The following is a 13369-nucleotide window of genomic DNA, read 5'->3' on the forward strand; positions in this document are numbered from 1 at the left end:
AGGGGGCAGCCGCTGCCGGATTCGGCGGCCGTCCCGAACACGCCAATGCCAGGGGACCGGCCTTTGGGTTTCTCGGATCTCTCGCTGGTTCTGCAGATCGTCGCGGGCCTCGCGTCGCTGTGGGTCAGCTTCGCCTTCGTCGCCGTATGCTTCGTGAATATCCTCGAAGTCCGGCGCCGGCCGACGGCCGTGCCGCGGACGGCGCGCACGATACTGTCCCTGGCTCCGGTCTGGCTGTTCGCGCAGGGCTACATCGCCGCACTGGCCAAATGGTTCACCATCCGCAACGACATCAGCCTTCCGGCCGTCGGCGAACTGGTCCTCGCCCTGACGCCGGGCGTGAACGTCGTCTATGGCTGGGACTGGTTCGTCGACATCCTGTGGTTCAACGGCAAGCTGCTCGCCGCGCTCTTCGGCGGCGATTTCGGCTGAGGAGTTGAAGCGCCACCGGCCTGCTCACTCCGGATCCGGCAGATCGTCGATCGCCGCCACCGCATCGGCAAAGCCGAAGCCCGCCCGTACCATGGCGGCAACGTCGCGATCGCGGCGCTCGGCGCGGTTGCGCAGCCGGTGCGGACCCAGCCGCCGGCGCCGTGCATAGGCAAACGCCGCCTGCCGGTCGCTGGTCTCGTCGGCGGCGAGGAGTTCCTCCACCAGATCCCGCTCGACGCCCTTTTCCGACAGCTTGGCCGCGACCATGCGCTGCGAGGTGCCGCGCCGCCGCAGGCTGAGCACCCGCGCCTCGCCATAGGCGCGGTCATCGACCAGCTTCAGCTCGACGAACTTGGCGACCGTTTCGTCGATCTCGTCCGAAAACGCGCCCGCATCCTCGCCGCGTGCATGGGCGCGGCGCATCACCTTGCGCTCCAGCACCCGGCGCAGATTGGCGGTCGAGGAGGAATAGCGTTCCAGGTAATACGCCGCGGCCCGGAACAGCCATTCGCGCGTTATCGGCCGTGGCGGCTTGGGCGTATCGCCGGCAGTGTCGGCCCGTTTCGAGGTCATGGGGCCTTCTAGCCCTTGGCAAGCGGCAGCCGCAACGCCGCCGCTCGCTTGCTCCTCGCTCTATTCCGCCGCTTCCGCCATCCGTCCCGCATGGTCGAAGGCCGACAGCGCCGCCTCGCGCCTGGTCGCGGCCTCCGCGGCAAAGCGCCGACGCACCGGCCCGAAGCCCTTCAGCGTCTCCGGCCAGCGCGCCAGCGCCACCGCGGCGTCGTGATTGCCCGGCGAAAGCTCGGCCAGAATGCGATCGAGCGTTGCCTCGTACTGTGCCCGTTCCCCGCGCTCGGCCCGCCGCTCTGCGGTGCGCGCGAAGGGATCGAACAACGTGCCGCGCAGGCCCTTCATGGCCGCCAGCACCTTGAAGCCGGTCATCATCCAAGGCCCGAAGGCGCGTTTTTTCGCGCGCCCCTTCGGCCCGGTCTCGCCCATGATCGGCGGCGCGAGATGGAATTCCAGCCGGTCGTAGCCGTCGAAGCGGTCGGAGATCTGCGCCGCGAAGCTGCCGTCCGTGTAGAGCCGCGCGACCTCATATTCGTCCTTCACCGCCATCAGCCGGTAGAGCTGGCGGGCGACGGCGTCGGTCAGGTCGCTCCGGCAGGGCGCCATCCGCTGCTCGGCGGCCCGGACCGCATCGACGCGCCGGCGGTAGCGCTCGGCGAAGGCCACATCCTGATAGGCGGTCAGATCGGCAATGCGCCGTGCAATCGCCTCGTCCAGGGTCTCGGAGACGCGGCGATGTTCCAGCCGCTCATCGCCGCTGTCCTGCGCGACCGGCATGTTGGCAGGATCATGGGAGATGGCCCGGCCCCATTCGAAGGCCGAGAGATTGGCCGCCACCGCAACCCCGTTCATCTCCAGCGCCTTGCGGATCGCTGCGCGCGACACCGGCAACGCGCCGGTCTGATAGGCCATGCCCAGCATCAGCATGTTGGCGAAGATCGCGTCGCCGAACAGCGCCACAGCCAGTTGTTCGGCGTCGACGATATGCAGATGGTCGTCGCCTGCCGCCTCGCCCAGCGCCGAGATCAGTCGCCGCGTCGGGAAGGAGAAGTCCACATTGCGGGTGAACTCGCCCGACAGGGTCTCGTGGCTGTTGACGACGACCTCGGTCCGCCCCGCCGCGATGGTGGCGCGCACCTTGGCCGAGGCGGCGGTCACCATGTCGCAGCCGATCACCAGCCCGGCGTCGCCGGCCGCGATGCGGATCGACTTCAGCTCCGCCGGCGTGCGCGCGATCCGCACATGGCTCATCACCGCGCCGCCCTTCTGGGCAAGGCCGGCCATGTCGATGATCCCGGCGCCGCGTCCGTCGAGATGCGCCGCCATGCCGATGATCGCGCCGATCGTCACGACGCCGGTGCCGCCGACGCCGGTGATGACGATGCCCACCGGCTGATCGAGGTCGCGGGCCGCCGGCTCCGGCACCTCAGGAGCCTCGGCGCTCCTGCGCGCGCCCTTCTTCAACGCGCCGCCATGTACGGTGACGAAGGAGGGGCAGAAGCCTTCGAGGCAGGAGAAATCCTTGTTGCAGGCCGACTGGTCGATCTGGCGCTTGCGTCCGAACTCGGTCTCGACGGCGGTGATCGCCACGCAGTTGGACTGGACGCCGCAATCGCCGCAGCCCTCGCAGACCCGCTCGTTGATGACGACGCGCTTGTCCGGATCGGGAAACCTGCCGCGCTTGCGCCGGCGCCGCTTCTCGGCGGCACAGGTCTGGTCGTAGATCAGCACCGTCAGGCCCTCGACCTCGGCCAGATCGCGCTGCACGGCGTCGAGCTCGGATCGATGGTGGATGGTGATCCCCGCCGGCAGACCGGCATTGCCGCGGTGCTTCTCCGGCTCGTCGGAGACGATGGCGATCCGCTTCGCCCCCTCGCCGGCCACCTGCGCGGCGATCGAGGGTACCGTCAGCCCGCCCTCATGGGCCTGACCGCCGGTCATGGCGACGGCGTCGTTGTAGAGGATCTTGTAGGTGACGTTGGCGCCCGAGGCCGCCGCCGCCCGCAGCGCCAGCGCGCCCGAATGGTTGTAGGTGCCGTCGCCGAGATTCTGGAAGACGTGGCGACGCGACGAGAAATGATGCTCGCCGATCCAGTTGGCGCCCTCGCCGCCCATCTGGGTGTAGCCCTCGGTCGACCGGTCCATGGCCTGCGCCATGAAGTGGCAGCCGATGCCGGCATAGGCTCGCGCGCCTTCCGGCACATGCGTCGACGAGCTGTGCGGGCAGCCGGCGCAGAAATACGGCGTGCGCAACGCGATTTCGGATGTCGCCGCGGTGTGGCCGCACAGGGCTTCGAGGCTTGCCAGATGTCCCGCCAGCGCTTCGCTCGGGCTGCGCTCGACGACGCGCCGGCCGATCGCCACGGCGATGTCGTTGGCGTCGAGCGAGGCCTTCGGGGTGAACAGCGTCCCGCCCGCTTCGTCTGTCTTGCCGATCACCAGCGGCGCATTGGCCGTGCGGTAGAGGATCTCCTTGACCTGCCCTTCGACGAGCCCGCGCTTTTCCTCCACCACGATGATCCGGTCGAGCCCGGCGGCAAAGCGCCGCACGAAGTCCGGATCGAGCGGCCAGGGCAACGCCACCTTGCCGAGCCGGACGCCGAGATCGGCGGCCGCCACTTCGTCGATGCCGAGGCTCGCCAGCGCCTGCTCGACGTCCAGCCAGGACTTGCCAAGCGACAGGATGCCGGTCTTTGCCCCGCGCCCGCCGGAATGCACGATCCGGTCTAGGCGGTTCGCCGCGATGAACGCCCGCGCCGCCGGCAGGCGGAAATCGTGCAGCATCGCCTCCTGCTCCAGCGGATGGGCGGCGCGGCGGATGTTGAGCCCGCCCGGCGGCATGTCGATCTCGGGAAATTCGAACCGCAGGCCGGACGGGTCACAATGGATCGTGGCGGTCGATTCGATGTTGTCCTTCACGCACTTCATCGCCGTCCACAGGCCGGAGAAGCGCGACAGGGCGAATGCCGCGAGGCCGTAGTCGAGGATCTCCTGCACGCCGGCCGGATTGAAGATCGGGATCATCGCGTCGACGAAGGCGAACTCCGACTGGTGCGCCGTCGTCGAGGATTCGCAGGTGTGATCGTCGCCCATCAGCGCCAGCACGCCACCATTGCGCGAGGTGCCCGACAGATTGGCGTGGCGGAAGGCGTCGCCGGAGCGGTCGACGCCCGGCCCCTTGCCGTACCAGATGCCGAAGACGCCATCGTGGCGGCCCTCGCCGCGGATCTCCGCCTGCTGCGCGCCCCACAGGGCCGTCGCCGCCAGATCCTCGTTCAGCGCCGGCTCGAAGATGATGCCGTTCTTCGACAGCACCGGCTTGGCCCGGGCGAACTGCTGGTCGAGACCTCCCAGCGGCGAACCGCGATAGCCGGTGACATAGCCGGCCGTGTCGAGCCCGGCCCGGCGGTCCCGCGCCGCCTGCATCAGCGCCAGTCGGACGATCGCCTGGCTCCCCGACAGGAAGACGTCGCAGACGTCGAGATCGTACTTGTCGTCGAGCGAAACGGTGCGTGTGGTCATGGCGCGATGTCCTCCCCTGGCCGACATGCCGGCGAAGGATCGCCGACACGCTCCAAGCATTCTGCCTTGCTTACTGTTTTGCAGCCCGGCGCCGTCTCCGTCAAAGCCTTTCGGGATCATCCCGCAAGGGACCCGGCGGGGCTGCCCGCCAGCCGGCGAAAAGCCTGTTCGTCCGACATGGTATCACCGGGCGCGGCTCTTGCGCTGCTTCGGGATTTTCCTTAACGACGGGCGAATTCCCAGGCTTCGGGCAGACTGTCGGCGCAGCGCTTTCGAGCGGCTTCGCCCGTCGAACGCGTCGCGGGGACAGAAACGGGGGCGAACCGGGCCGAAGCTCACTTCACGGCGCGCCAGGGCACCATGGGGAGATCCGGCCGGATGTCAGCTCTTCTATCGTTTTCGCGCGGCGTCGATCGCGTCACCACCTTCGTCGGTCGGGGCGTCTCCTGGCTCGTCCTGCTGGTGGTGCTGGTCAGCGCCGGCAATGCGGTGATCCGCAAGCTCTTCGACATCTCGTCCAATGCCTGGCTCGAGCTGCAATGGTACCTGTTCGGCGCCATATTCATGCTCGCCGCGGCCTGGACGCTGCTGAAGAACGAACACATCCGCGTCGACATCGTCTCGAACATCCTGTCGAAGCGCACCCGCGACTGGATCGACTTTCTCGGCCACATCCTCGCATTGCTGCCCTTCACCGGCCTGATGATCTGGCTGCTGACCCCTTACGTCCTGCAGTCGTTCAATCGCGGCGAATATTCGCCGAATGCCGGCGGCCTGATCCTGTGGCCGGCCAAGGCGCTGCTGCTGGCGGGCTTCATTCTCCTGTTCCTGCAAGGGCTGTCCGAGCTGATCAAGCGCGGCGCGATCCTGTTCGGCGGGATGGAGGACACCACCCCCATGGCCTCCAGCCATGCCGAGCCGGTCGAGCTGGCGGCGCTCGCCCCCGACCGTCCGGAAGGCGGCACCGAACCTCCACCCCTTGATGACGACGCCCGCAACGGCGGTTCGGGAGCCATCCGATGATCGAGTTCGTCGCCCACAATCTGGCGCCGATCATGTTCGGCTCGCTGGTGATCTTCCTGCTGCTCGGCTACCCGGTGGCGTTCTCGCTGGCTGCCAACGGCCTGTTGTTCTTCATCATCGGCGTCGAACTGGCGCCGCTGTCGCCCGACATCAACCTGTTCTGGCCGCTGCTCGGCGCCCTGCCCGACCGCTTCTTCGGCGGCGTCATGGCCAACGAGACGCTGCTGGCGATCCCCTTCTTCACCTTCATGGGACTGATCCTCGAGCGTTCCGGCATGGCCGAGGACCTGCTCGACACGATCGGCCAGCTCTTCGGCCCGCTGCGGGGCGGCCTCGCCTATGCGGTGATCTTCGTCGGCGCGCTCCTGGCGGCCACCACCGGTGTCGTCGCCGCCTCGGTCATCGCCATGGGCCTGATCTCGCTGCCGATCATGCTGCGCTACGGCTACGACCGCCGGCTGGCCAGCGGCGTCATCGTCGCCTCCGGCACGCTGGCGCAGATCATTCCGCCGTCGCTGGTCCTGATCGTCCTCGCCGACCAGCTCGGCCGCTCGGTCGGCGACATGTATTCCGGCGCGCTGGTGCCGGCGCTGGTGCTGACGTCGCTCTATGTCGGCTACGTCTTCATCCTGACCATGCTGCGGCCCAATGTGGCGCCGGCCCTGCCGCCCGAGGCCCGCACGCTCGGCCGCGGCGTCACCTCCCTCGCCATCGCAGCGGCAGCCGCCGTCGTCATCGCCTATGGGATGACGGTCTATCTCGACGGCAAGGTCGCGCAGGGCGCCGGCATCTGGGGCGCAACGGTCGCGGTTCTGGCCGTCTACGTCGTGGCCGTCGCCAACAAGGCGCTCAAGCTGCCGCTGATGTCCTACCTCACCCAGCAGGTGATCATCGTCCTGATCCCGCCGCTGGCCCTGATCTTCCTTGTGCTGGGCACGATCTTCCTCGGCGTCGCCACGCCGACGGAGGGCGGCGCCATGGGCGCGGTCGGCGCGCTCATCCTCGCCTTTGGCAAGCGCAAGCTGAACCTGTCCCTGATGACCCAGGCGATGGAATCGACGACCAAGCTGTCGGCCTTCGTCCTGTTCATACTGATCGGCGCGCGCGTCTTCTCGCTGACCTTCTACGGCGTCAACGGCCATATCTGGGTCGAGGAACTCCTGACCTCGGTGCCCGGCGGCGAGACCGGCTTCCTGATCGTCGTCAACATCCTGGTCTTCTTCCTGGCGTTCTTCCTCGACTTCTTCGAGCTCGCCTTCATCATCGTGCCGCTGCTGGCGCCGGCGGCGGACAAGCTGGGCATCGACCTGATCTGGTTCGGCGTGCTGCTCGGGCTGAACATGCAGACCTCGTTCATGCATCCGCCCTTCGGCTTCGCGCTGTTCTACCTGCGCTCGGTCGCGGCCCGCGTGCCGTATCTGGACCGCATCACCGGCAAGCGCATGGAGCCGATCACCACGGGCCAAATCTACTGGGGCGCGGTGCCCTTCGTCTGCATCCAGATCATCATGGTCGCCCTGACGATCATGTTCCCGCAGATGGTCATGCGCTACAAGACCGAGGTCCCACAGATGGACCCGTCCGAGATCCGGCTGCAGATGCCGTCCTTCGACGGCGGCCTCGGCCTGCCGCCCTTGGGTGGCGCATCGGGAACCGGCGGAAATCAGCAGAACAACCCGCTCGGCCTGCCGCCCCTGGGCCTGCCGCCCATCGGTGAACCCGGCGCTCCGGCGGGTGGTCCGTCGGCCCCGGCACAGCCTGGCGCGACCGCTCCCGCCCAGCCGGCCTTCGGCCTGCCGCCACTGGACTTCAATTCCGGCCTTGGCGGCGGCCAGGCTCCGGCGACGGGCACCGCACCGGCAGCGCCCGCAGCCGAACCCGCAGCACCGGCCGCCCCGAGCGGCGAGCCCGCTCCGGTCGACCTGTCGCAGCCGCCGGTCATCCAGTAACCGGCGGCGCGTCATCCTCCGCGTTGGCGGAATGACGCTTCCGGCCGCTCCCGCTGCAGGCTAGTCTCGGCCCCAAACGGGCCGGGAGACACGCGCATGACGATCACGCCAGACCGGGCAACGGCCCTTGCCGCCGTCGCTATTCTCGCCCTTACGAGCAGCGCGCAGGCCAACGACACGACGGCCAATCTGGCGGCGGGCGGGCTGGTCTTCACCACCACCGACGCCATCGCCATGCAGCGCGAGGAGCTGTTCATCTCCGAGGAGCGCATTTCGGTGCGCTACGAGTTCGTGAACGCCGGGGCCGAACCGGTGACGACGACCGTCGCCTTCCCCATGCCCGATATCCGCATCGATCCCTATGGCGGCGACGTCTCCATCCCGTCGGGCGACCCGGACAACCCACTGGCCTTCTCGACCCGCGTCGACGGCGAGCCGGTCGCCATGCGCCTCGAGCAGAAGGTCTTCGTGGACGAACGCGACGTGACGGCGACGATGCGGCAACTGCGCCTGCCCCTCGCCCCGCAGGCAAGTTCGGCGCGCGACGCACTCGACGCACTGCCGCCCTCCGACCGCGCCATCGTGCTCGACCTCGGCATCGCGATCGAGGAAACCTACGATATCGGCCAGGGAATGGAGACGCATCTGGCGCCCGACTGGACGCTGCGCGCCACCTATCACTGGGAGCAGACCTTCGCCCCGGGCAGGACGATCGTCGAGCATGACTACGTCCCGTCGGTCGGTGGCGGCGTCGGCGCCATGCTGGGCCAGCCATGGGCCGGTCCCGACGATGTCGCCGCCCAGCGGGAGCGCTACTGCATCGACGACGACTTCATGGCCACCGTCGAGCGACGGACGCGGGCGGCCGGTCCCGATGCCATGCCCTTCCAGGAGCGCTGGATCGACTACATCCTGACGACGGGCGGCAACTGGGCGGAGCCGATCGGCGACTTCAGCATGGTCATCGACAAGGGCGCGCCGGAGAACCTCGTCAGCTTCTGCGCCACCGGCGTCACCAAGATCGCGCCGACCCGCTTCGAGGTCCGCAAGCGCGACTACACGCCGACGGAAGACCTGCACGTCCTGATCCTGATCCCCACCGGCCGCTGAATTTCGTCGAGGGCCAACGCAAAACGGCCCCGCGCGTCGCCGACGCCGGGGCCGTTTCATGGCGAAGTCTGCCGATGGTCAGGCGGCGGTGCGCAGACGGGCTTCGGCGGCCGGTACGACCGGTGCGGCCGGCGTCTCGGCGACCCGGCCCAGAATGCCGAGCTCGTAGGCGAGCGATGCCGCTTCCGCGCGGGCGCGGTCAAGGCCGGGCGCGACCTCGTCGGGCAGGGTGAAGATCGTGCCGCCATGCAGGAACGGCGCCTCGTAGGCGGCGCGCTGAACGAGACCGATCGGCAGGCGGCGGGTCTCGCTGGTGCCGATGATCGCCTCGACACTGCGGGCCACGCGGCTCGGGATCGCCGTCACGGCGCTGGCCACGAAGCAGCGGTCGCGGCCCTTGCGGCCGGTTCCGGCATCGGCCGCCAGAAGCTGGTCGGTCAGGAGCGCCGAATAGGCCGACAGCGGCGAGAACCGCACCGGGATCAGCGCATGATCGGCAAGACGCGCGCAAAGCCGGATCATCTCACCCTCGTCCCCGGCGTCGATGATCGCCGCGTCGCCGCGGCGGCGCGCCGCGCGAACGAGCTGCTCGATGACCAGCGGATCGTTGGTCCGCTCCACCGTGACCTTGGCGGGCAGGCCGGCCTGTGCCCAGGCGGCCAGATCGCCGTCCCGCGCGGCGTCGATGACGATGACCGGGATCTCGGCGGCCGCAGCGACGCCCGCGAGCGTCATGGCCAGGGTGGACGTGCCGGAGGTCTTCAGGGAGCCGACGGAAATGACAGGGATCATGGGAAAGCCTCGTAGCGGAACGCGAAGCGATCATTGTCCCGACATGGTTAACAGCCGGTTAACGGGCCGGCCGCGGCTTAATCATTCGGCAAGGAAAAGGCCCGGCGCGCTGACGCACCGGGCCTTCGGTCTCGGATCGGATCGTCAAGCGATCAGTTGCCCTGCGGCACCAGCGCACCTTCGCGCTGCTTGATCATCATGAAGGTGTCGAAGGTGTATTCGGCCACCTGCTGCCAGAGATAGGTATCGTTGCGATAAGCAACCATCGAATCGTAGATCTTCTTGAAGGCCGGGTTGCTGCCGTTGATCTCGGCATAGACCTCCTGCGTGGCGTCGAAGCTCGCCTGCATGATCTCCTGGCTGAACGGGCGCAGCTGCGCGCCGCTCTGGACCAACGTCTTCAGCGCCGTCGGATTCTTGTAGTCGTATTCCGACAGCATCTCGAGCGTGACGGCGCGCGACGCGGTGGCGAGGAGGCTCTTGTAGGCCTCGGGCAGCTTGTCGTACTCGGCCTTGTTGGAGAAGAAGCACAGCGCCAGGCTGCCTTCCCACCAGCCGGGATAATAGTAGAACGGCGCGACCTTGTAGAAGCCGAGCTTCTCGTCGTCATAGGGTCCGATCCACTCGGCGGCGTCGATGACGCCCTTTTCCAGCGACGGGTAGATGTCGCCGCCGGCGATCTGCTGCGGCACCACGCCGAGCTTCTGCAGCGCCTGACCGGCGAGACCCGCAATGCGCATCTTCAGGCCGTTGAGGTCCTGGACCGTGTTGATCTCCTTGCGGAACCAGCCGCCCATCTGCGTGCCGGTGTTGCCGCCCGGCAGATAGTGCAGGCCCTCGGTGTTGAAGAACTCGTTCAGCAGACCGAGGCCGCCGCCATAGTAGAGCCAGGCGTGCAGGCCGCGGGCGTTCAGCGTGAACGGCACGGTGGCGCCCAGCGCGTAGGTCGGGTCCTTGCCGACATAGTAATAGGATGCGGTGTGGCACATCTGGACGGTGCCGTCGCTGACCGCGTCGGCGGCCTGCAGGCCCGGCACGATCTCGCCGGCCGCGAAGACCTGGATGTCGAAATTGCCGTCGGTCGCCTCGCGCACGAACTTCGCCATGTCCTCAGCACCGCCATAGATGGTGTCGAGCGATTTCGGGAAGGACGAGGTGCAACGCCACTGCACCTTCGGCGTCGACTGCGCAATGGCCGGGGCTGCGAGCGAGCCGGCGCCGGCAACGCCCAGGGCGCCGACGGTGGAATTCCTGATGAACTTACGACGATCCATATCGAACAAGACCTTAGACTGCGCCAGGGGACACGGGGGTCCGGCGCTGGGGAGCGAACGTCTGGCCTCGGGCCGGCGCGAGCGGCCGTCCATGCCAGCACGACAATCCCGCCGGCGGGTGCCGACGGGCATTACGGTCGGACAACGGCCCGCCACGGCGGGTGCCATGGCGGGCCGTTGCCCGGAACCATCGATCGGCGCCGCCTCGGGCGGCACGCGACCTTTCGATCAGAGCGCGCCTTCGCGCTGCTTGACCATCATGAAGGTGTCGAAGGTGTATTCGGAGATCTGGCTCCACAGATAGGCGTCCCGCTTGAAGGCGTTCTGGCTCTCCAGAAGCTTGCGGTAATCCTCGTTCTCGGAGGCGATCTCCTCGTGGAGTTCCTGCGCGGCCGCGAAGCTCGCCTGCATGATCTCCTGGCTGAACGGACGCAGTTGAGCGCCACCCTCTGCCAGCCGCTTCAGGGCCAGCGGATTGCGATAGTCGTAGCTGGCCATCATCGAGCAGTTCACCGCCCGGCTGGCCGCGCTCAGCATCGCCTTGTAGCTGTCCGGCAGGCTGTTCCACTTGTCGGCATTGACCATCAGGTGCAGCGCGGCGCCACCTTCCCACCAGGCCGGATAGTAGTAGTAGGGCGCCACCCGGTAGAAGCCGAGCTTCTCGTCGTCATACGGACCGACGAACTCGACGGCGTCCAGCGTGCCCCGCTCCAGCGCGGCATAGATGTCGCCCGCCGCGATCTGCTGCGGCACGACGCCGAGCTTTTCCACCACGCGGCCGGCGAGACCGGCGATCCGCAGCTTCAGACCCTTCAGATCCTCGACGCTGTTGATTTCCTTGCGGTACCAGCCGCCCATCTGCGCGCCGGTATTGCCGGCCGGCATCGCATGGACGCCGCTCTTGGCGTAGAATTCGTTCAGCAGTTCGTTGCCGCCGCCCTCGTAGAACCAGGCGTTCTGCTGGCGTGCGTTCAGGCCGAACGGCACCGCCGTGCCGAAGGCGAAGGCCGGGTTCTTGCCGACGTAGTAGTAGGACGCGGTGTGGCCGAGTTCGACCGTGCCGCCCTGCACCGCGTCGAGCACCTGGCCGCCCGGCACGATCTCGCCGGCGGCGAAGAGCTGGATGTCGAACTGGCCGTCGCTGATCTCGCGCACATGGTTGGCGAGCGCTTCGGCCGTCCCGTACAGCGTGTCGAGCGACTTCGGGAAGGACGAGGTGAGGCGCCACTGGATCTGCGGGCGCTCCTGCGCGATGGCGGGAGCCGCGAGGCTCGACGCGCCAAGGCCGGCCACGCCGGCGCCGATCGCGCCCTTGGCCGCACCACCGATGAATTTGCGTCTGTCCATGAGATGCCTCCCCGAATGCAAGGCGCCGCCTCGTCGGCGGCGTGAATCCATGCTGGCCGGGTCCTCCCGCCAGCCGTCGCGCGGGATCGTAAGCATCGAGGATCAAAAGGCAAGCGCGCATCGCGATGCTCGGGTGCCCGGCCGGGAGAGCTGCCGGCAGGACGCCCCCGCCCCGCGCCTCAGCCCTGGAGCTGAAACGCCTCGAAACTGTGCAGCGCGTCCTCGATCGGCTGCGTGTGGCGAGACGGCTCACCCTCCCCCACCCAGCTCCATTGCTGCGTCAGCAGCCTGCCTTCGGTGCGGTCGGTCTTCAGGTCGATGGCCGCAACGATCCGGTCGCCGACGAGAACCGGCAGGGCGAAATAGCCGAGAACCCGCTTCTCCTTCGGAACATAGGCCTCGAAGCGGTGCTCGTAATCGAAGAACAGGGCCAGTCGCCGACGCTGGATGATCAGCGGGTCGAAGGGCGACAGCACATGGACCACCGGCGCGGTGGCCTCGGGGATCGTCGCCAGCGTCTCCGGCTCGGCCCAGTGCTCGACCTTGCCGGCGTCCTCGACCGCCACCGGGACCAGCTCCCGGCTGCGCACGCGCGCCGCGATCAGCTCGCGGATCGCCGGCTTGCGGGCCGCGGAAAGATGGCAGACAGAATCGAGGCTGACGAGACCCTGCGCCCGCAGCGCCCGATCCAGCATATAGGCGGCGACCTGGCGCTCGCTCGCCGGGCGCGGCCGCCGCTCCCAGCCGAAATGCCGGTCCATCAGCTCGTAGGTCTTCAGCATGCCGGTGCGCTCACTGACCGTCAGCGCGCCGGTGTAGAACGCCATCTGCAACGCCCGCTTCGACGGCTTGCGGCTGGCCCAGGCATGATCCTTCTCGACCAGAACGTCGTCCTCGATATCGCGGATCGACAACGGCCCCTCCTTGCGGATGAGCGTCAGCACCTTCTTCAGGTCGGCAGGGCTCACGCGCTCGAACCAGCGCGACGGCGCTTCCCGATGCCGTTTCATCTCCGGCAGGAAGAAGCGGATGTCGCGCGTCGGGACATAGGACAGGGCGTGCGTCCAGTATTCGAAGACGCTCTTGTCGAGGCTCTGGGCCCGGTGCAGATCCGCCCGGCGATAGCCGGGAATGCGGCTCCACAGGATGTGATGGTGGCAGCGCTCGATGACGTTGATCGTGTCGATCTGGACGTAGCCGAGATGCTCGACGGCGGCGCGGGTCGCGTCCGGCCCGTCGCCGAACGGCGCGGCGACGTCCAGCCGCTGGGCGCGCAGCCAGATCCGCCGGGCTTCGGCCTTGCTCAGGGAAACGGGCGGTCGGGAGGCAGGCGGCATGGGGCGTGTAGTC

Annotated in this window: 10 protein-coding genes; 4 read left to right on the forward strand and 6 right to left on the reverse strand. The window is 68.1% G+C overall.

Annotated features, from left to right (window positions below):
* Positions 1 to 63: 63 nt before the first annotated feature.
* On the forward strand, positions 64 to 432 hold the full coding sequence (locus tag H536_RS0102945) for a hypothetical protein (protein WP_024349040.1): 369 nt from the start codon (positions 64 to 66) through the stop codon (positions 430 to 432).
* 24 nt (positions 433 to 456) lie between these two features.
* On the opposite strand, the gene H536_RS0102950 is transcribed toward H536_RS0102945, so the two are convergent.
* The gene (locus H536_RS0102950; RefSeq protein WP_024349041.1) at positions 457 to 1005 is read right to left on the reverse strand and encodes a regulatory protein RecX; all 549 of its coding nucleotides are present in this window, start codon (positions 1003 to 1005) and stop codon (positions 457 to 459) included.
* 60 nt (positions 1006 to 1065) lie between these two features.
* The gene (locus tag H536_RS0102955; protein ID WP_024349042.1) at positions 1066 to 4524 is read right to left on the reverse strand and encodes an indolepyruvate ferredoxin oxidoreductase family protein; all 3459 of its coding nucleotides are present in this window, start codon (positions 4522 to 4524) and stop codon (positions 1066 to 1068) included.
* A gap of 378 nt (positions 4525 to 4902) precedes the next feature.
* Here H536_RS0102955 and H536_RS0102960 point away from each other — a divergent pair, with 378 nt between their 5' ends.
* The 3 genes from H536_RS0102960 to H536_RS0102970 all read left to right on the forward strand — a co-directional run bounded on the left by H536_RS0102960 (position 4903) and on the right by H536_RS0102970 (position 8606).
* A complete protein-coding gene (locus H536_RS0102960; protein WP_024349043.1) occupies positions 4903 to 5547 on the forward strand; it encodes a TRAP transporter small permease subunit in 645 nt (214 codons plus the stop codon).
* On the forward strand, positions 5544 to 7496 hold the full coding sequence (locus H536_RS0102965) for a TRAP transporter large permease (RefSeq protein WP_024349044.1): 1953 nt from the start codon (positions 5544 to 5546) through the stop codon (positions 7494 to 7496). The genes H536_RS0102960 and H536_RS0102965 overlap by 4 nt, the downstream gene beginning before the upstream one ends.
* Positions 7497 to 7592: 96 nt before the next feature.
* On the forward strand, positions 7593 to 8606 hold the full coding sequence (locus tag H536_RS0102970; RefSeq protein WP_024349045.1) for a DUF4424 domain-containing protein: 1014 nt from the start codon (positions 7593 to 7595) through the stop codon (positions 8604 to 8606).
* A 78-nt stretch (positions 8607 to 8684) separates the two neighbouring features.
* On the opposite strand, the gene H536_RS0102975 is transcribed toward H536_RS0102970, so the two are convergent.
* The 4 genes from H536_RS0102975 to H536_RS0102990 all read right to left on the reverse strand — a co-directional run bounded on the left by H536_RS0102975 (position 8685) and on the right by H536_RS0102990 (position 13356).
* Positions 8685 to 9398 (reverse strand): P-loop NTPase family protein, encoded by a 714-nt coding sequence (locus H536_RS0102975; protein WP_024349046.1) that lies wholly within the window; start codon positions 9396 to 9398, stop codon positions 8685 to 8687.
* 152 nt (positions 9399 to 9550) lie between these two features.
* Positions 9551 to 10672, reverse strand: coding sequence for a TRAP transporter substrate-binding protein (locus H536_RS0102980; protein ID WP_024349047.1), 1122 nt, complete (start codon positions 10670 to 10672; stop codon positions 9551 to 9553).
* Between the two features lie 228 nt (positions 10673 to 10900).
* Complete coding sequence (locus H536_RS0102985) at positions 10901 to 12019, reverse strand: TRAP transporter substrate-binding protein (RefSeq protein ID WP_024349048.1); 1119 nt, start codon at positions 12017 to 12019, stop codon at positions 10901 to 10903.
* A 179-nt stretch (positions 12020 to 12198) separates the two neighbouring features.
* On the reverse strand, positions 12199 to 13356 hold the full coding sequence (locus tag H536_RS0102990; protein WP_024349049.1) for a winged helix-turn-helix domain-containing protein: 1158 nt from the start codon (positions 13354 to 13356) through the stop codon (positions 12199 to 12201).
* Positions 13357 to 13369: the final 13 nt, after the last annotated feature.

The sequence above is a fragment of the Aurantimonas coralicida DSM 14790 genome, from assembly GCF_000421645.1.
Taxonomy (GTDB): domain Bacteria; phylum Pseudomonadota; class Alphaproteobacteria; order Rhizobiales; family Rhizobiaceae; genus Aurantimonas; species Aurantimonas coralicida.

Bases quoted from the DNA above. Each gene is read 5' to 3' on its own strand.
- H536_RS0102950 (WP_024349041.1), bottom strand. From the start codon at position 1,005: ATGACCTCGAAACGGGCCGACACTGCCGGCGATACGCCCAAGCCGCCA.
- H536_RS0102955 (WP_024349042.1), bottom strand. From the start codon at position 4,524: ATGACCACACGCACCGTTTCGCTCGACGACAAGTACGATCTCGACGTC.
- H536_RS0102960 (WP_024349043.1), top strand. From the start codon at position 4,903: ATGTCAGCTCTTCTATCGTTTTCGCGCGGCGTCGATCGCGTCACCACC.
- H536_RS0102965 (WP_024349044.1), top strand. From the start codon at position 5,544: ATGATCGAGTTCGTCGCCCACAATCTGGCGCCGATCATGTTCGGCTCG.
- H536_RS0102970 (WP_024349045.1), top strand. From the start codon at position 7,593: ATGACGATCACGCCAGACCGGGCAACGGCCCTTGCCGCCGTCGCTATT.
- H536_RS0102975 (WP_024349046.1), bottom strand. From the start codon at position 9,398: ATGATCCCTGTCATTTCCGTCGGCTCCCTGAAGACCTCCGGCACGTCC.
- H536_RS0102980 (WP_024349047.1), bottom strand. From the start codon at position 10,672: ATGGATCGTCGTAAGTTCATCAGGAATTCCACCGTCGGCGCCCTGGGC.
- H536_RS0102985 (WP_024349048.1), bottom strand. From the start codon at position 12,019: ATGGACAGACGCAAATTCATCGGTGGTGCGGCCAAGGGCGCGATCGGC.
- H536_RS0102990 (WP_024349049.1), bottom strand. From the start codon at position 13,356: ATGCCGCCTGCCTCCCGACCGCCCGTTTCCCTGAGCAAGGCCGAAGCC.